The 17,309-nt window shown below is 60.8% G+C and carries 16 protein-coding genes; 8 read left to right on the top strand and 8 right to left on the bottom strand.

What is annotated here, in order from left to right; all coding sequences use genetic code 11:
• Positions 1-3: 3 nt before the first annotated feature.
• The 4 genes from KZ772_RS09420 to KZ772_RS09405 all read right to left on the bottom strand — a co-directional run bounded on the left by KZ772_RS09420 (position 4) and on the right by KZ772_RS09405 (position 3,591).
• The gene (locus tag KZ772_RS09420; RefSeq protein ID WP_290536338.1) at positions 4-1,245 is read right to left on the bottom strand and encodes an acyl-CoA dehydrogenase family protein; all 1,242 of its coding nucleotides are present in this window, start codon (positions 1,243-1,245) and stop codon (positions 4-6) included.
• 105 nt (positions 1,246-1,350) lie between these two features.
• Positions 1,351-2,034 carry a 2-phosphosulfolactate phosphatase gene (locus KZ772_RS09415; protein WP_290536337.1) on the bottom strand — a complete coding sequence of 228 codons (684 nt, stop codon included), beginning with the start codon at positions 2,032-2,034 and terminating at the stop codon, positions 1,351-1,353.
• 25 nt (positions 2,035-2,059) lie between these two features.
• On the bottom strand, positions 2,060-2,602 hold the full coding sequence (locus KZ772_RS09410) for a hypothetical protein (protein WP_290536336.1): 543 nt from the start codon (positions 2,600-2,602) through the stop codon (positions 2,060-2,062).
• A 260-nt stretch (positions 2,603-2,862) separates the two neighbouring features.
• Positions 2,863-3,591, bottom strand: a complete 729-nt coding sequence (locus KZ772_RS09405; protein WP_290536335.1) for a ComF family protein — start codon at positions 3,589-3,591, stop codon at positions 2,863-2,865.
• A gap of 42 nt (positions 3,592-3,633) precedes the next feature.
• Here KZ772_RS09405 and bioB point away from each other — a divergent pair, with 42 nt between their 5' ends.
• From bioB to KZ772_RS09365, 8 genes are all read left to right on the top strand, one after another.
• A complete protein-coding gene (gene bioB / locus KZ772_RS09400) occupies positions 3,634-4,797 on the top strand; it encodes a biotin synthase BioB (RefSeq protein WP_290536334.1) in 1,164 nt (387 codons plus the stop codon).
• A 3-nt stretch (positions 4,798-4,800) separates the two neighbouring features.
• Complete coding sequence (gene bioF, locus KZ772_RS09395; RefSeq protein ID WP_290536333.1) at positions 4,801-5,967, top strand: 8-amino-7-oxononanoate synthase; 1,167 nt, start codon at positions 4,801-4,803, stop codon at positions 5,965-5,967.
• Between the two features lie 81 nt (positions 5,968-6,048).
• Positions 6,049-6,861, top strand: a complete 813-nt coding sequence (gene bioH, locus KZ772_RS09390; RefSeq protein ID WP_290536332.1) for a pimeloyl-ACP methyl ester esterase BioH — start codon at positions 6,049-6,051, stop codon at positions 6,859-6,861.
• The gene (gene bioC, locus KZ772_RS09385) at positions 6,827-7,651 is read left to right on the top strand and encodes a malonyl-ACP O-methyltransferase BioC (protein ID WP_290536331.1); all 825 of its coding nucleotides are present in this window, start codon (positions 6,827-6,829) and stop codon (positions 7,649-7,651) included. Before bioH ends, bioC begins: the two co-directional genes overlap by 35 nt.
• 195 nt (positions 7,652-7,846) lie before the next feature.
• Positions 7,847-8,491 (top strand): dethiobiotin synthase, encoded by a 645-nt coding sequence (bioD, locus tag KZ772_RS09380; protein ID WP_290536330.1) that lies wholly within the window; start codon positions 7,847-7,849, stop codon positions 8,489-8,491.
• 194 nt (positions 8,492-8,685) lie between these two features.
• Positions 8,686-10,410 (top strand): alkaline phosphatase D family protein, encoded by a 1,725-nt coding sequence (locus tag KZ772_RS09375; protein WP_290536329.1) that lies wholly within the window; start codon positions 8,686-8,688, stop codon positions 10,408-10,410.
• Positions 10,407-11,813 (top strand): metallophosphoesterase, encoded by a 1,407-nt coding sequence (locus KZ772_RS09370; protein WP_290536328.1) that lies wholly within the window; start codon positions 10,407-10,409, stop codon positions 11,811-11,813. The genes KZ772_RS09375 and KZ772_RS09370 overlap by 4 nt, the downstream gene beginning before the upstream one ends.
• The gene (locus KZ772_RS09365) at positions 11,747-12,493 is read left to right on the top strand and encodes a hypothetical protein (RefSeq protein ID WP_290536327.1); all 747 of its coding nucleotides are present in this window, start codon (positions 11,747-11,749) and stop codon (positions 12,491-12,493) included. Before KZ772_RS09370 ends, KZ772_RS09365 begins: the two co-directional genes overlap by 67 nt.
• Positions 12,494-12,674: 181 nt before the next feature.
• On the opposite strand, the gene KZ772_RS09360 is transcribed toward KZ772_RS09365, so the two are convergent.
• From KZ772_RS09360 to KZ772_RS09345, 4 genes are all read right to left on the bottom strand, one after another.
• Positions 12,675-13,757, bottom strand: a complete 1,083-nt coding sequence (locus KZ772_RS09360) for a glycosyltransferase family 9 protein (protein WP_290536326.1) — start codon at positions 13,755-13,757, stop codon at positions 12,675-12,677.
• A gap of 469 nt (positions 13,758-14,226) precedes the next feature.
• Complete coding sequence (locus tag KZ772_RS09355; protein ID WP_290536325.1) at positions 14,227-15,372, bottom strand: alpha/beta fold hydrolase; 1,146 nt, start codon at positions 15,370-15,372, stop codon at positions 14,227-14,229.
• A 214-nt stretch (positions 15,373-15,586) separates the two neighbouring features.
• Positions 15,587-16,465, bottom strand: coding sequence for an archaetidylserine decarboxylase (gene asd, locus KZ772_RS09350; RefSeq protein WP_290536324.1), 879 nt, complete (start codon positions 16,463-16,465; stop codon positions 15,587-15,589).
• Positions 16,466-16,484: 19 nt separating this feature from the next.
• The gene (locus tag KZ772_RS09345) at positions 16,485-17,300 is read right to left on the bottom strand and encodes a rhodanese-like domain-containing protein (protein WP_290536323.1); all 816 of its coding nucleotides are present in this window, start codon (positions 17,298-17,300) and stop codon (positions 16,485-16,487) included.
• Positions 17,301-17,309: the final 9 nt, after the last annotated feature.

The following is a 17,309-nucleotide window of genomic DNA, read 5'->3' as shown; positions in this document are numbered from 1 at the left end:
GGCTTACACGCGTCCCAGCAAGTCCCGGGCAATGGCAATGATCTGCATTTCGTCGGTGCCGGCGTAGATCTGCAGGATCTTGGCGTCGCGCATCAGCTGTTCCACCCGTGATTCGCGCATGTAGCCGTAGCCGCCATGGATCTGCACCGCCTCGGTGGCCACCTCCATGGCGGCCTGGGCGGCATAGAGCTTCATGGCAGAGGCTTCCGCCAGGGTCATCTGCTGACCGGCGGCAGTCATCTCGATATAGCGGAACACCATGTTCTGCAGATTGGTACGGGCCACTTCCATTTTTGCCAGCTTGAGCTGAATCAGCTGGTTCTGGCCAATGGCCCGGCCGAACTGGACCCGGTCATGGGCGTACTGGGTGCTCAGTTGCAGCGCCCGTTCCACCATCCCCAGGGCCATGGCGGCCACGCCGGCGCGCTCCTGCATGAAGGTGCCCTTGGCGCCGCTGCGGCCGTAGCTGTCTTCGCTGCCACCCAGCAGCCGGTCCGCGCCCACTTTCACATCGGAGAGGAACAGCTCGCCGGTGGGGGAGGAGCCGATGCCCATCTTCTTGAAGGGTTTGGACTGTTCCAGCCCTTCCATGCCGCTATCCAGGATAAAGGAGACGATCTTGCGTTGATCGGCGGGAACCCCTTCCTCGTCCAGTTTGCAGATCAGGATGATGGTGTCCGCATAGGGACCATTGGTGATCCAGGTCTTGCTGCCATTGATGATGTAGCCGCCATTGCCATCGCGTTTGGCCAGGGTCTTCATCTGCCCGAAGGCGTCGGAGCCGGCGTTGGGTTCGGAGATCGCCCAGGCGCCCACTTTTTCCAGGGTCAGCAGCGGCAGTGCCCAGCGCTCTTTCTGCTCGATGGTCCCTTTGCTCATGATGGCACCACCACCCAGGCCCATGGACACGCCCATGGCTGTCACCAGCCCCTGGGCATGCTTGCAGATCTCGATGATGGGGATCATGCGCATGGCGGCTTCTTCCCCGGCCATGGCGGAGGGGCCGTCCTTTTTCTTCTCTTCCACGGTTTCCCCGGCGGCAATGGCCTTCTCCCGGGCTAGCTGTTTTTCAAAAGACTGCTGGGCCATCACGTCCATGCCGAAGGTCTTGATCAGCTTGCGCAGGATGTCGTAGGGCGGCACACCGTTGTACTCGATGTCATCCAGTTGCGGCACAATTTCTTTTTCCACGAAATCGCGCACCATTTTCTGGATCATCTGTTGTTGTTCGGACCACTGGATCATGGGGCTGTCCTGTCTGTTGAATTGGTTTCAACAGTAGCAAGTCCGTGGTGGGTGCCGCATTGATCAAAAAGAACGGAAATCTTGACGTCCCGGGTCAACAGCCTGCTAGGGAGCCGGGTGAGCGGTGATGCAAGGAATCGGATCAAAGCGCACCCGCATGATCAGGGCACCGGGGCCTTCGCTGGTGGCGGCGGCTTCAATATCCTCCGGGCGCAGGCGGGGGTGGCTGCCGTCGTAGAATTTTTTTGCGGCCTTGGCATTCAGGGTGCGTTCGCGGGCAGCGGCGTAGCTGACGCCTTCGCCGCCCAGCAGGTGGCGGATGTATTCCGCGCAGGCCACGTCTTCGTCACCGGTGGGGTGTGAGGCCACCAGCACCACGATGGGCGGGTTCTTTTCGCGCAGATAGTTGGCGGTGGCTTCCGCATTGACCAGCCCGGCCACCAGTACTTCCTGGCTGTCCTGGGCTTTCAGGGTGGCCACCACGCCGTTGGTGGTGCGCAGGATCAGTTCCCGGTCCTGCAGATCGGCCTGGTCAATTTCCCAGGGGGAGTTGCCGAAATCGAATCCCTTGATCGGTAGAGCCTCCACTTCGCCGGCCAGCAGGGCGTCGGGCAGGTGCTCGTCACGCAGGGCAAAGGCCTGCTCCGCATTGGCCACTGGCCAGATGCAGCGCAGTCCCTTGCGAAAGGCATGATGGCTGGTGGTGAACGCCCGGATCACGTCGATCACCACGGTGATGCCATGAATGTTGTGTGGCGGGTTATGCCCCTGGGCAATATGTACTTCCATCAATGATCCTTTCCAGGGCACTGGTTCAGAACAGCAGGCCGATGCCCCAGGTTGCGTTGTCGAAAATCTCTTCGTCGCTGTCCTGGTATTGTTCCACCGCAACGGTAAAAGTGATGCGGTCACCCAGGGTCATGCGGTCTTTCGGGGTGCGTTTGCCGGTAAAGAAATCCACCACCGAGCGATAGTTGAAGTCGGAGCGGAAGCGCAGCAGGTCACCGTGGTTACCGTAGCCATACTGAATCTGCACGATGCGACCGAAACCGATGCCGGCGTAGGCATTGTTGACCCGTTCCCCATCCGCTTCAGACAGGTCGTCTTCCCGCTGGTCAGAGCGTAGCGGGGAGTCGCCGAATTTTTTGGTGCCGATGCCTGCATTGATAGCCACGCTGCTGTAGTTGGCATCCACAAAGAAACCGGTGTCCACATTTTCAGTAGGATCCACACGGCCCACCGAGACAACGGTGCCACGGATCAGGGTAACACCGCTATAGCGGTCTTCGGCATAGGCATGGTTGGCAAAAGTGGTGGACAGAAAAAACAGGGTTATCGCGCTTATTATTGTTCTCATGGGTATCCCTCCGTGAACTGGCAGGCTGTTGAAAAGCCCTTTGCCTACTTGTTGTGGCCGTTCTTGAAGGTGAGCGGTTTCGACGGGTGGACAGGCACCTTCAAAATTGCGTCCCTTTTCCCTTGGCCAAGGGGCGAGCCAGCCTAAAAGACGGAGCACGCAAGGGGCGATGCAGCAATCGCTGGGGATCATTATGCCTAACAGGCAGGTGAAATACAGCGCATAAGGCGGCGTTTGCGCACTGAAAGCAATTGCGCCTCTTAATGCTCCGGAGTCCGCGCCAGGGTCCACACCCGCACTTCCGCGGCGCCATGGCGCAACAGACATTCACTGGCGGCCCGGGCGCTGCTGCCGGTGGTCATGACGTCATCCACCAGTACCAGCTTCAGCCCGCTGACTGGCCGGGTGCAGGCAAAGGCACCACGCAAATTGCGTCGCCGCTGGCTACGGCTGAGTCCTTGCTGCATGGGGGTTGATTGTTGACGTTGCAGCGCGGGTAAGGACGGCATTTCCCACAGGCCGGCGAGACGATCGGTCAGCCGCTGGCTCTGGTCGAAGCCCCGCTGCCAGCGGCGTTGCCAGTGGGCGGGCAGCGGGCACAGGGCATCCATGTCCGGCCAGGGGCAGGGCGTGTCCGCCAGCAGTTGCTCGATGCCCCTTTCCGCCACCAGATCACCACGGTACTTGTAACGGCGAATCAACCGATCCAGCGGGAAGCTGTAGCGCAGCGGCGCCTGGCTGGCGGTAAAGGGGGGCGGGCGACGCAGGCAGCGCCCACATAGCGGGGCGGGAAGTTCCTCGCCGGGGTTGCCAGCGGGGTGGGGCAAACCGCATCGACACAGTGGGCCTTCCAGGCGCGCCAGTAATACCAGGCAGGCCGGGCAGACTCGGTTGCTCTGTGTCTGGCCACAAAACAGGCATTGGCAGGAGCGATCAAAAAGTGACCTGCAGTAAACTTTTGTTGCCTCTATCAGGTTGACAGGTGCCATGTTGCTCCCTAGCCTGCTTGAAGTCCCGAATGGAGAAGAAGCATGCCCGCAACCGCCAGCCCCGCCCAATCGCCAGCCTCTGACGTTGCTGTACGCCATGACTGGAAACGTAGTGAGATCGACGCCCTGTTTGCTCTGCCGTTCAACGATTTGCTGTTTCAGGCAGCCAACGTGCACCGGGCCCATTTCGATCCCAATGCGGTGCAGGTGAGCACCCTGTTGTCCATCAAGACCGGCGCCTGCCCGGAGGATTGCAAATACTGCTCCCAGTCCGGTCACTACAACACCGAGCTGGAAAAGGAAAAGCTGCTGGAAGTGGCGCGGGTAGTGGAAGAGGCACAGGCCGCCCGCGACAAGGGCGCCTCCCGTTTCTGCATGGGCGCCGCCTGGCGTAGCCCTCGTGAGAAAGACATGCCCTATGTGCTGGACATGGTGCGGCAGGTGAAATCCCTGGGGCTGGAAACCTGCATGACCCTGGGCATGCTGGATCAAGGCCAGGCGGAAGCGTTGGCGGACGCTGGTCTTGATTACTACAACCACAACCTGGACACCTCGCCGGAATACTACGGCCAGGTGATCACCACCCGGACTTACAACGACCGTCTCTCCACCCTGGCCAATGTGCGCGATGCGGGCATGAAGGTGTGCTGTGGCGGTATCGTCGGCATGGGCGAGCAGCGCGATGATCGGGTCGGTCTGCTACAGCAGCTTGCCAACCTGCCGCACCACCCGGAATCCGTACCCATCAACATGCTGGTGAAGATTGAAGGCACGCCGCTGGCGGACGTGGATGATCTGGACCCGTTCGAATTTATCCGCACCGTGGCGGTGGCGCGTATTCTGATGCCGCAATCCTATGTGCGACTGTCCGCCGGCCGTCAGGAAATGAATGACGAGGCCCAGGCCCTGTGCTTCCTGGCCGGCGCCAACTCCATCTTCTACGGTGAGCGGCTGCTGACCACGGACAACCCGGAAGCCAATCACGACCAGCAATTGTTCAAGCGCCTGGGTATCCACCCGCTGGACCTTGGCCATGAAGCCTCCGACGAGGCCCATGAACAGGTCATCAAGGCCCAGGTGGCCGAGCAGCAGGCGGAAGAGGCCGGGCTGTTCTATAACGCCATGTCGCAGAAAGGTGGCGGAAAGCGCCCTGCCAAACATGTACTAGACAAGGACACCGGCCGCCCCGCTGCCACTGAACATTAAGCCATGGCTTTCGATCTGGCTGCCGATCTGGCGGCCCGCCGTGCTCAGCACCGATATCGTCAGCCCTTGCTACAGGACGGCCCCTGCGGTCGTTATGCCAAGGTGGACGGGCGTCGCTATCTGAATTTCTGCAGCAATGATTATCTTGGCCTGGCCAATGATCCGGCGGTGGTTTCCGCCCTGCAGGGCGCGGCCGCTGACTGGGGCGTGGGTAGCGGTGCCTCCCATCTGGTTTGCGGCCATCAGCGCCCCCATCAGCAACTGGAAGACGCGCTGGCGGATCACACCGGCCGGGAAAGAGCGCTGCTGTTTTCCAATGGGTATATGGCCAACCTGGGCGTGATGAGCGCCTTGCTGAGCAAGGGCGATGGGGTCTTTAACGACCGCCTTAATCATGCCTCTCTGCTGGATGGCGGCCTGCTCAGTGGCGCCCGGTTTCGCCGTTTTGCCCATAATGATGCGGTAGCCCTGCGTGGCCAGCTGCAGCGCAGTGAGGCGCGCCGCAAACTGGTGGTCACCGATGGGGTGTTCAGCATGGACGGCGATGTGGCGCCGTTGGCTGACTATGCGGATGCCTGTGAAGACCATGACGCCTGGCTGATGGTGGATGATGCCCACGGCCTGGGCGTGCTGGATGTGCAGGGGCGTGGCTCGTTGTTCGCGCAGGGCGTGAATGAGCGGGTACCGGTACTGATGGGCACGCTGGGCAAGGGGCTGGGCACCGCCGGCGCCTTCGTGGCCGGCAGCCATGCGCTGATCGAGACCCTGATACAATTTGCCCGCACCTATATCTACACCACCGCCATGCCGGCAGCAGTGGCCGCCGCCACCCTGGTGAGCCTGGCCAAGGCCCGGGAAGAGCATTGGCGGCGGGAAAAGCTGGTGGCGCTGATCCAGCGTTTTCGCGCCGGGGCCGAACAACAGGGTTTCACCCTGATGGACTCGGCCACCCCGATCCAGCCGCTGCTTATCGGTGCTGATCAGCAGGCCCTGGCCCTTAGCCAGCAACTGCGTGAACAGGGCTTTCTGATCACCGCTATCCGCCCGCCCACAGTGCCGGACGGGCAGGCGCGACTGCGGGTCACCCTGTCGGCGGCCCATGAGGAAGGCGACGTGGATGCGTTGCTGGCGGCGCTGGATAAGGTCGGATGTCGGACGTCGGACGTCTGATGCTAACCACGATAACCGGATTATGTTGTTTGTTTTTGTCGTCAGGCCTCCGACGTCAGACGTCTGACCAAAGGAACCCGAATGCCTAAGTTGATCCCTTTCCACAACACCTACAAAGCCACCGGCGTGGCGGATGCCGATGCCCAGGATATCGTGCTGATCCATGGCTGGGGTCTGCATGCCATCGTCTTTGACGACATCGTGCCGGCGCTGCTGGAACGCTTCCGGGTCACCGTGGTGGATCTGCCGGGCATGGGGCAGAGCCCGCTGCCCAATGATGATTACACCCTGGCATTTCTCGCCGACCAGGTGCTGGCAATCATGCCGGAACAGGCCCATCTGCTGGGCTGGTCCCTGGGCGGGCTGGTGGCCCTGGCCATGGCCGAGAAGGCGCCGCAGCGGGTGCAGTCTGTGGTGACGGTGGCTACCTCGCCGCGCTTTACCGCAGCGGCGGACTGGGAGCCGGCCATGAAGGCGGATATCCTGGCCAAGTTTGCCGAGCTCTTCGATGAAGACCACGAAGGTACCCTGGTGCGCTTCCTGGCCCTCAACTGCAAGGGCAGCGCGGCCATGCGCGAAGACACCGCGCGCTTGAAAGAAATTCTCTATTTCTGCGGCCTGCCGGCACCCAGGGCGTTGCGTGGTGGGCTCGATATCCTTCGCGATACGGATCTGCGTGACACCTTGCCAGCGTTACCCATGCCGGTGCTGATGGTGTTTGGCGAGCACGATCATATCGTGCCCGCGGCGGCCATGGCCGCGGTGGAACCGCTGATTCAGAACGGCCGCACCGCACTCATCGAACAGGTGGCCCATGTGCCCTTCCTGTCTGCTCCCGATACCTTTACCCGGGCGGTCAATGACTTCTATCGCGACCATCAACTGGTTGACTGAGGCGGCCGTGGAAAGGCCTCTCAAGACGGCTGTCAGCCAGCACTTCAGTCGCGCTGCGCGCAGCTATGATGCCCATGCGGAGCTGCAGTTGGCAGTGGGGCGCTCGTTGGTGCAGCGGTTGCCCGCTGAGCTGGTGACACCGGCTGCACTGGATCTGGGCTGCGCCACCGCACCGTTTGCCCGCGCCCAGCAGCAGGCGTTGCCGGGGGTGTTCTGGCAGGCGGTGGATCTGTCCTCCGATATGCTGAATGAGGCTGCCGAGCGGGGCCGGCTCAATGACAATTATCAGCCCCTGTGTGCCGATGCAGAATCGCTGCCTCTGGAGGATGGATCACAGGGATTGGTGTTTTCCTGTTTTGCCTTGCAGTGGTGTGACCCGACCAGAGTAATGGCGGAAGTGCACCGGGTGCTGGCACCGGGGGGGCGATTGTTGCTGGCGGTGCCGTTGGCGGGCTCCCTGCGGGAACTGAACCAGAGCTGGCAAGCGGTCAATCATCGCCCTCATGTGAATGCCTTGCCATCGTTGGACGACTGGCAAAAAGCCTCTCTGCATGCCGGGTTTGTCGGCGCGCAAATTCAGCAGCAGGTGATGGTGGAATACTACGAATCGGTCAAACAGATTGCTCGCCGCCTGAAAGCGACCGGTGCTGATCATGTCAGTGGCGCCAGTGGTCTGACCGGCAAGCATGCCTGGCAAGCCATGGTGGCGGAATACGAAACCAGACGAACCGGGCAAGGGCTGCCATTGACCTGGAATGTGTTGTTCCTGGAAGCGGAAAAGACGGAGTAGCAAGTGACAAGTTTCAAGTTGCAAGGCGCGGTACAGGCCGTGCGATATTGGCATGCCATACGCGCGATTCACCTGCGCACAGGTTGCTCGCGGGATGACGTCGTTGTTCGTAGGCAAGATCATCACTGCGCGTTGTAACTTGCAACTTGAAACTTGCATCCCGGCAATTTAACGACAAGTTCACCCGAGTAAATCATGGAAAACCAGAAACCTCCTCTTCCCGCCCTCAAGGGCATCTTCTTTGTCACCGGTACCGACACCGAAGTCGGCAAGACCTGGGTGAGTTGTCGTCTGCTGGAGCGGGCCCGCGAGGCCGGGTTGAGCTGCTATGGACTCAAGCCGGTGGCGGCGGGTTGTGAAGAAACGGCGGAGGGCTGGCGCAATGACGACGCCCTGCAGCTGATGGCGGCCAGTTCGGTGACATTGCCCTATGAGCTGGTTAACCCGGTGGCATTGAAAGCGCCGGTAGCGCCACATATTGCCGCCCAGCAGGAAGGCAAAGCGGTTACCCTGGCGCGTCTGGCGGGCTATGTGCGTGGCGCCCTGAATGCTCACAAGGCGGACCTGATTCTGATCGAAGGTGCCGGTGGTTGGCGGGTGCCGCTTAATGATCGGGAGATGTTGTCCGGTCTTGCCAGCGAGCTGGAGCTACCAGTGATTCAGGTGGTGGGCATGAAGCTGGGCTGTATCAACCATGCTCTGCTTACCGCTGAGGCGATCCAGAAAGACGGGTTGCGCTATGCCGGTACCATGGCCAATTGTTTTGGTCCGATGGCGGTGCAGGAAGAGAATCTGCTGACGCTGCGCCAGCATTTACCCGGGGCTTTTGCCGTGGTGTAGTCGCATTCTGAACACTGAAAATCATCAGATTTTCAGTGCCCGGTCATGCCTCTGTCACCTTTAACTGGGCGGTTACAGGTGGCTACATAGTACTACAGTGCAACTACTCAAGGCCCACTGTTCCGGTGCAATTTCCTGCCTAATCTTGAGTCGTCATCCCGTGAAGCGATGGCATTCAATCAGGGGGAAGTTCCATGGATCGCAAACGACGCCGCCTGGTACAGGCACTGGGCGCAGGCAGCACGCTTGCGCTGGCAGGCTGCGGTGGTGGTAGCAGCTCGTCATCGTCACCGGTTAATACACCCACACCGAATCAGCCCGAGATTCCGGATCAACCCGATGCGCTACCTTCCGTGTCTTTTGTGCATGGTGTGGCGTCCGGTGATCCGCTGTCTGATCGGGTTATCCTGTGGACCCGGGTAACGCCGGATTTGGGTAACGGTGAGGATGTGGCCGTGACAGTCACCGTCGCCAATGATCCGGCCATGCAACAGACCGTCGCCAGTTATGCGGCCACCGCTCGGGCAGCGGAGGACTACTGCGTCAAGGTGGATGCCACCGGCCTACAGGCGGACCGCTGGTACTACTACCGGTTCTCTGTGGGCGAGCAGACCTCCCCGGTGGGGCGCACCCGGACTTTCCCGGCCTCTGAGCGTTTTATCGACCGCGCCCGTTTCGCGGTGGTGTCCTGTTCCAATTATCCCAACGGCTTTTTCTCCGTCTACCGGGCGGTGGCCAATCAGGCGGACCTGGATTTTGTTCTGCACCTGGGGGATTACATTTACGAGTACGGTGCCGGTGAATACGGCAACTTCCCTGAGCGCGATCCCCAGCCGCCCCATGAAATGGTGTCCCTGAGCGATTACCGTCAACGCCATGCCCAGTACAAGACCGACCAGGATCTGCAGGCGATTCATCAGCAATTCCCCATGATCGCGGTCTGGGATGATCACGAGTCCAGCAACGACAGCTACCGTGATGGTGCAGAAAACCACCAGCCGCTCACCGAAGGCGACTGGGAAACCCGCAAGCAGATCGCCCAGCAGGCTTACTTCGAATGGCTGCCCATACGCCCTCGCGAGCCGGGCTCTCACAGCGTGATCTATCGCCGTTTCCAGTTTGGCGATCTGCTCGATCTGACCATGCTCGACACCCGCCTGGAAGGCCGTGACGAGCAATTGAGCATTCCCGCCGATCCGGCCCGCAACGATGAAGACCGACATCTGATCAGCGCCGAGCAGATGGACTTTCTGCTCGACAGCCTCAGCGCCTCCACCAGCCAGTGGCGTTTCATCGGTCAGCAGGTCATGTTTGCCCAGCTCAATATTGCCGAGCTGCCGACCCTGGATGAGCGTAGCGCACAACTTCGCGGCAATCTGTCCGCCATCAACATGGATCAGTGGGATGGCTATGCGGCAGACCGGCTGAAAATTCTCAACCATATCGACGACAACAACATCGATAATGTGGTGATTCTTACCGGGGATATTCATACCTCCTGGGCCAGTGAAATCTATCGCAACCCGGGCTCATTACTCGGTGACCTTTTCGACAAGCCGCTGGCAGCGGAGCTGGTCACCCCGGCGGTGACCAGTCCGGGCTTCCCGGATGGTGCGGCAGAAGTGGCCGGCGCGCTGATTCCAGTGGTCAACCCGCATATCCGTTATGTGGAAGCCAAATCCCGCGGTTTCATTCTGGTGGACGTGGATCGCCAGCGTACCCAGGGCGAGTTCTACTACGCGCAGAGCATCGAATCCTTCGATCAGCGTGGCCAGATTGATACCAGCAAGACCAAGGTGGTGGCGGTGAAAAGCGGCGACAGTCGCATTATCGAAGACCTGCCCCCGTCTCGTCCGCGTTCCCTGCGCACCGCGATTTTCCACCCTCCTGTACCGAATGCCGATGAGGTGATGTCATGACTTTTCCCTGGAAACTGCTGCCACTGGTGGCGGCACTGACACTGGCAGCCTGTGGCGGTGGGGGCTCCTCTGGTTCCGGCGGCAATGGCGGCGGTAACAGTGCCACCCCGAACTCCCCGGCTGAGCCGGGCGATGACGGTGGTGACGGGTCGGTGACACTAAATCCACCCGCGGCTCTGCGTTTTATCGTGATCGGTGATTCCGGCAGTGGCTCCGCCGGTCAGTATGCGGTGGGCGAAGCCATCGCCAGGGTCTGCCAGGAAAAAGACGAGTTTATTGGCGACATCGGGTTTCCGGGCTGTGATCTGGTTGTCGGCCTGGGTGACAACATCTACGAATCTGGCGTCACCAGCGTGGACGATCCCCAGTTTGCGGAAAAATTCGAGAAGCCTTTCGAGCCGGTGCAACTGCCTTTCTACATGGTGTTGGGCAATCACGACAACACGGCTTACGTGGGCGGTGATGGCGCCGGCAATGCCCGTGGTGAATTCCAGGTGGATTACACCTATTTCGACGGCAAACTGTCCAATCGCTGGAATATGCCGGATCGTTATTTCCTGCACAGTGCTGGCACCACCCACACCAATCCCCGCCCGCTGGTGGATTTTGTGGCGCTGGATTCCAATCCCATTGCCGGTGGTTTCGGCGATCCGGATATTGCCTACGCCTACCACACCTACGGCATTGATCAGCGCAACTGGGTGGTGAATACCCTGGCCGGTTCCAACGCAGTGTTCAAGATCGCCATGGCCCACCATCCCTACCTGTCCAACGGCACTCACGGGAATGCCGGCAACTACGATGGCGTGCCCAGTGAGATCCTGCCGGTGCTGGCCGGCGAGCGCTGGAAAGCCTTTATGGAAGAAGCGGTCTGTGATCAGACCGACTTCTTCTTTGCCGGTCACGATCATGATCTGCAGGTTCTCGAAGCGGTGCCGGAGTGCGGACGTACCGAGTTCGTGGTCAGTGGCGCAGCCGGTAAGACCCGTTCCATTGATGATCCTGAGCGTAACGCTGCACGTTTTCAGCAAGGCGATGTCTATGGGTTCTTCTGGATGAAGGCCACCGAAGCCGACCCGGTTACCCTGGCGCCGGCCACCCTCTGCCTGGATGCCTATGTGGTAGACCCGGAGGCAGAAGGCCTGGGCGTGATCAGTAACGGCGAGCTGACCCCGGCCTATACTCACTGTTATGACAAACAGCCCATGGCGGGGCTGGTGCCGGGCAATGATTTTTCCGGCCTGCCCCTGGGTGACGACGTGCCTTGCCGCTGCCATTGCCGGACGGTTTTGATGCGGATTTTACCGGGCCCCTCAAGGAGCTGCGTGAAACCCTGGTGTCCGGTTTTACCCAGGCCGGTGCCAACTTGCCTGAAGACCAGCGTCAGGTGTTCGACCAGATGATTGCCGGTACCGATATCCTGTTCAATGCCATGGATGCAGCCACCGCTGCGATTCTGCAAGGCGACAGTAGTGGGATCACCCAGTCCATTCAGGCGGTGCTTGCGGCGTCGGAGCAATTGCAGGCCATTGATACCAGCGGTCTGCCGGCGCCCTTTGATCAACTGGGTGGTGCGTTCGATGCCCTGGCCGCCGGTTTTGGTGGTGGCGGTGGTGACGCCAGTGAAGGCGGTACGGTGGAAGACATTGCCTTTATCGCCGGTCCGCTGGTGGCCCTGTCCCGCAACCTGAATAACATCCTTGATGGCATCGAAGAGCAGGTGCCCGGTGAAGTGCCGGTGTTCGCCGGGCTCACCTCGGTGTTGTCCACCGTTTCTCTGGGCCTGGCGAATACCCTGGAGCAACTGGTGCTGCTGGATACCAGTGCCACCGGTGAGCAACTGGTGGGCACGGTACAGCAGACCCTGGAGAACCTGGTCAACGACGTGCTCTGGCTCAACCAGATTCCCGGCGCGGAGGATTACGCGACCTTGCCCGGTGATGCGCTGTCTTCCGGGCTGCTGATCGTGGTGCGGGAAGTGACCGAGCAACTGGATGAGCGACTGCTGAGCCCGCTGACTCCACTACTGGATCTGTTGTCGCCAATCACCGGATTGCTGGCTGGGTTGTTCGATGGTTTCTGATTTCCAATAACAAGAAGGCAGCCTTTCTTGTCCATAAACCGTGAGGTGGAAACGCCTCGCGGTTTTTTTCAGGGTAAATAAAGGCCGTTGGCGCTTTGCTTGCAAAGCGAAGGGGGGCAACGCCCGGAGCCTGCTGATGCCTTCGCCTTGCGAGCAAGGCTCCAACGGGGGGGCTGTGGCTTCAGGAAATGCGCAACGTCTTCACCGGGCTCGGGTGGGCGACAGACATCACTCCCAGTTCTTCCAGAGTATTGATCACTCGGTCCACAGTAATCCGTTGCAGGCAGGGGTAACTGTCCAGGGCGCAGCTGCTGCGTTCGCAATCCTGGTGACAATGCTGCCAGCGCAGTACCTGGGCATGGGCGGAGAGTGGTTGCCAGAGGCTGTCATCGGTGGGACCGAACAGGGCCACGGTGGGCAGTCCGCAAGCCGCTGCCAGATGCATGGGGCCGCTGTCGTTGCCGACAAAGCCGCGGCTGCGTTTCAGCAAGGCGATCAATCCGGCCAGGCTGAGTTGATCGCACAGGTCGATAACCGGGTCGCAGAGAAAGCTCTGGATGCGGGCGATCTGCTGGCGATCTTTCTGGCCAGCGCCAACCAGCAGTGGGGTAAGCCCGGCTCGACGCAGCTGTTGGCAAAGCGCAGCAAATTGCTCCGCGTGCCAGATTTTGTATGTCTTGGTGGCGCCGGCATGAATGACCACTCGATGGTCTGTTATCAGGGCGCCGTTGAGTATCGTGTCCACTTCAGCCTGACCCGCGGGGCTGTCATTCAGTGGTAGATAGCGCGCCGGTGAGTTTGCCGCCGGTCGGCTCAGACTGGCGTAGGCTTGCCAGCGATGGCCGGACCAGTCCGCTCGCGGTTGCAGCGTATAGAACCACCGGCCGTGGCGTCGACGTGGGCCGATTCGCTCGGCGGCACCACTGAACCGCGCTAACGTGGCGGACTTCTGCTCCCCCTCGATATCCACCACCACCTTCGCCTTGAAGCGACGCATGGCCATGACCAGTTTCAGGTAGCTGCGCACACGCTGAAACAATGGCATCTGCCGCGACAGGGACTGCTCCGGGTAATACAGCAAACGCGTCTCGCCGGGCAGGCTCTGCTCCACCAGCGATTGATAGCGTTCACTCACCACCAGCAACGCGTCTGGTTGTGCGGCCAGCATGGAGCGCAGATGGGGCAGGGCAATGAGCAGATTGCCCATGTGGCTGCAGGGAAACAGAATCAACAGGCGGGACATGGCAGGCTGGTAGTTATCCATAACATGGGATACCAGCCTAGGGGGCTTGGGTGTCGGTTACATGACAGAAGGCAGCTACGAGCTACGAGCTACGAGCTACGAGCTACGAGCTACGAGCTACGAGCTACGAGCTACGAGCTACGAGCTACGAGCTACGAGCTACGAGCTACGCTGATTGGATAGGCAAAGGTTGGAAAGTTCCTCGTAGTTCGCCATTTCTACGAAGCTGCTGTAGGAACGGAGCGCAGCGGAGTAACGCACGTAGTTCCGTGCGGCCTGAAGGGTGAGCGAAGCGAATAATACCTCTTGAGGTGCGAACCGCGCTTGCGCGGAAATCGCCCGCAGGGCGATCAGGAAGCCCCGAGCTCGACAGGTCTATCCAAACCGTCCTGACCCGGTGCCACCCTAAACCATTCGCCATGCGAGCATGGCTCCAACGGGGGGTGGCACGGCCAAACCCCCGTTGCGGCTTGCCGCCTAGCCGCTGCTTTCAATCCCGCTCAATCAACCAGTCAGCAATTTTCCCCCAGCTTTGTTTCTGTGCCGCGGCGCTGCCAAGGATGCCCATGTGGCCGCCTTCGATGGTGATGAAGGTCTTGTCCTTGCTGCGGATCAGCGGCTCCATGGCCTGGCTGCATTCCGGTGTGACGATGGGGTCGCTGGCGCCGGTAATGTTGAGCACGTTGGCGGTAACCTGGTTCAGGTGGCCTTCGGTGCCTTCCATGGGAAGCTGACCGTGGGCCACCACATTGTCAGTCCACAGGTAGCGGATGATGTCCTGAATCACGCCGCCCGGGTAGGCCACCATGTCATCCAGGAAGGCACCGTTGGTGGCATGGGCGGAGACGAAGTCCCGGTCGTGCAGGTTCTTCACCAGATTCCAGTAACCCTGCAGGCTGCCCACCGGATTGGTGAGTTTGAAGGCCAGGCTGTTCACCCAGCCGGGAGAGCGCAGCAGCCCCGCCGGCACATCATGAATGCGCAGGCCGGTGTTGCGGCGTATCCATTTGGCGCGACGGCTGACGCGGCGGTACTGAGCGCCCAGGGCGCCGTTGCGGTGATAGTCCGTGGGGGCGCCCACCAGCACCAGATTCTTGATGTCCGGGTCCTGGCCCAGTGCGCTATAGCAGAGGCTGAACAGGCCGCCGAAGCTCCAGCCGTGCAGGCTGAGCTGCTGCTTGCCGCTGTGCTGACGCACCTGTACCAGCAGCTTGGGCAGATAGTCGGCGAAATAGCTGCTCAGGCTCAGGTGGTTGTGGTGTTTGCCGGGCCGGCCCCAGTCCACCATGTATAGCTCGAAGCCCCGGGCGCGCAGGTAGCGCACCAGGCTACGCTGGGGAAACAGGTCATAGATCAGCATGTTCACCGCCAGCGGTGCCACCAGCACCAGCGGGGTGCGCTGGGTGTCCCGGCTCACGGACATCACCGTGCCGTCGGTAAGCGGGATGGCGTTTTCCTGCAGCGGTGGGTAGTAGCGCAGCTTCACCAGGCCATCGTCGAACAGGGTCTCGTAGGGGGTCTGTTCCGCCTGGCTCAGGGCGTCCGCCTGGAACAACCGGGCGCGGCCGTTATCCAGGCGCTGTCGCCAGGGGCGGGTGGTGTTGTCGAGGGCCTGCTGCAGGGTGTCAGTGATCATGGTTTCACCGGCGATGAATTCGTTGGCGGGCCATTGTAGGGAAGATGGGGGAATCTGCAGTTGCTTTGCGGCCCGGGCCTGATGTCAGGCGAGACACCCGGTCAATCCGGGTCATTGAATGATGGTGGTGTATGGGGTAGACGGGTGGATCGAAAATGTTTCGGCTGCAGGCGGGGAAGGGAATGGGCCGGTTGAACCGGCCCATTCTGCCAAATCAGGCCGGGGTGTCGTCGTTGTACTGCCCCAGCTTGCCTTTCACCCGTACCAGGCTGCCGGCTTTCAGGTCGGTCTCGAAGTTCGCCTTGCCTTCCGGGAACAGCAGTACCACGGTGGAACCGAGCAGGAAGCGGCCCAGCTCGTCGCCTTTTTCCAGGGTGATAGGAGCGGTGCGTTGATAGTCGGTGGTCACCACCTGTTTGGGCAGGGGGGTCACCTGGCCACTGAACACGGTTTCGATGCCGGCCACGATCATGGCACCCACCAGAATGACCGCCGCCGGACCGCGCTCGGTATCAAAGATGCACACCAGCCGCTCGTTGCGGGCAAACAGATTGGGGACGCCATTGGCGGTGGCTTCGTTCACCGAAAACAGATCGCCGGGCACATAGCGGGTTTCGCGCAGGGTGCCGGTCACCGGCATGTGCACGCGGTGATAGTCTCGGGGAGACAGATAGATGGTGGCGAACTGGCCATTGGTGAATTCGCTGGCCAGGGCACTGTCACCACCGAGCAGATCGTACAGGGAATAGTCGTGGCCCTTGGCCTGGAACACCTGATTAGCGCGAATAGCACCCAGCTGGCTCACCGCTCCGTCCGCCGGGCAGGCGATGTCGGCGTCGTCCACTGCTTCCAGTGGGCGGGCGTCCGCTTTCAGTGCCCGGGTAAAGAAGGCGTTGAAAGTCTCGAACTGGTCCGGGTCTTCGATCTGGGCTTCCGACAGGTCGATGCCAAAGCGCTTCATGAAGAGGTTGATGAAGGTGGTCTTGATCCACGGCACTTCGCTACGCGCCAGCATGCCCACCAGCCGGGACAGGCCATGCTGGGGAATCAGGTATTGCAGGGTAACGAAGAGTTTGTCGCGCCAGTTGTTCAAGAGATGTCCTTAACGTGGGTTATTCGGATTTTTCCGCCGGGGTATCGGGGTGGTTGCCCCATTCTGCCCAGGAACCAGCATAGCCACGCAAGGTGGGGTAGCCGAGGATCTTGCCTACCAGCCAGGAAAAGCTGGAGCGATGGTGGGTCTGGCAATGGCAGATCACTTCCTTGTCGGGGGTGATGCCGCGGGCTTCCAGCTCAGCGCGGATATCATCCAGCGGACGCAGGCGCAGGTTGTTCTGCTTGTCCATGGGTTCGGTCCATTCATAGTGAATGGCGCCGGGAATATGGCCGGCTTTCTGGGCAAAGGCGCGTACCCCGGAGAACTCTTCTTCTGAGCGCGAATCCCAGATCGCCACCGCCGGGTCCTGATAATGGGCCAGCAGGTAATCCAGGCTCACTTCGGTCAACGGATCATGCTCACCCACTTCATAGTCACTGGGTGTGGGTTCCGTGGATTCGCTGCTGGTGGGATGCCCTTCTGCCAGCCAGGCATGAATGCCGCCGTTCAGATAGCTGTAGTGCTTGTGGCCAATGGCATCCAGCGTCCACAGCAGTCGCCCGGCCCAGCCGCCGCCTTCGTCGTCATAGGCGATCACATGGGTATCCGGGGTCAGCCCCAACCCGGAAAACAGGTCGCCGAGGGTGTCGTCATCAGGCAGCATCCCCGGCGCCGGCTGGGCGCCAGTCTGCAGGCGTCTGAAATCCAGATGGATAGCCCCGGGTACATGGGCCTGAACATAAATGGTGGGCTTGCTCAGGTCGATAATGAGCAGCTTGTCATCGCCCAGGTGCTTGGCGAGGTCGGCAGGTTCGAGCAGCAGAGGAAGCATGGGATCAGT

This window comes from Alcanivorax sp. (genome assembly GCF_019431375.1).
Classification (GTDB): domain Bacteria; phylum Pseudomonadota; class Gammaproteobacteria; order Pseudomonadales; family Alcanivoracaceae; genus Alcanivorax; species Alcanivorax jadensis_A.
This window is presented reverse-complemented; position numbering and strand designations above follow the sequence as displayed.

Bases quoted from the DNA above. Each gene is read 5' to 3' on its own strand.
- KZ772_RS09345 (WP_290536323.1), bottom strand. From the start codon at position 17,300: ATGCTTCCTCTGCTGCTCGAACCTGCCGACCTCGCCAAGCACCTGGGC.
- KZ772_RS09405 (WP_290536335.1), bottom strand. From the start codon at position 3,591: ATGGCACCTGTCAACCTGATAGAGGCAACAAAAGTTTACTGCAGGTCA.
- KZ772_RS09355 (WP_290536325.1), bottom strand. From the start codon at position 15,372: ATGATCACTGACACCCTGCAGCAGGCCCTCGACAACACCACCCGCCCC.
- bioB (WP_290536334.1), top strand. From the start codon at position 3,634: ATGCCCGCAACCGCCAGCCCCGCCCAATCGCCAGCCTCTGACGTTGCT.
- bioF (WP_290536333.1), top strand. From the start codon at position 4,801: ATGGCTTTCGATCTGGCTGCCGATCTGGCGGCCCGCCGTGCTCAGCAC.
- KZ772_RS09360 (WP_290536326.1), bottom strand. From the start codon at position 13,757: ATGGATAACTACCAGCCTGCCATGTCCCGCCTGTTGATTCTGTTTCCC.
- bioD (WP_290536330.1), top strand. From the start codon at position 7,847: ATGGAAAACCAGAAACCTCCTCTTCCCGCCCTCAAGGGCATCTTCTTT.
- KZ772_RS09410 (WP_290536336.1), bottom strand. From the start codon at position 2,602: ATGAGAACAATAATAAGCGCGATAACCCTGTTTTTTCTGTCCACCACT.
- bioC (WP_290536331.1), top strand. From the start codon at position 6,827: ATGACTTCTATCGCGACCATCAACTGGTTGACTGAGGCGGCCGTGGAA.
- KZ772_RS09420 (WP_290536338.1), bottom strand. From the start codon at position 1,245: ATGATCCAGTGGTCCGAACAACAACAGATGATCCAGAAAATGGTGCGC.
- KZ772_RS09375 (WP_290536329.1), top strand. From the start codon at position 8,686: ATGGATCGCAAACGACGCCGCCTGGTACAGGCACTGGGCGCAGGCAGC.
- KZ772_RS09415 (WP_290536337.1), bottom strand. From the start codon at position 2,034: ATGGAAGTACATATTGCCCAGGGGCATAACCCGCCACACAACATTCAT.
- KZ772_RS09370 (WP_290536328.1), top strand. From the start codon at position 10,407: ATGACTTTTCCCTGGAAACTGCTGCCACTGGTGGCGGCACTGACACTG.
- bioH (WP_290536332.1), top strand. From the start codon at position 6,049: ATGCCTAAGTTGATCCCTTTCCACAACACCTACAAAGCCACCGGCGTG.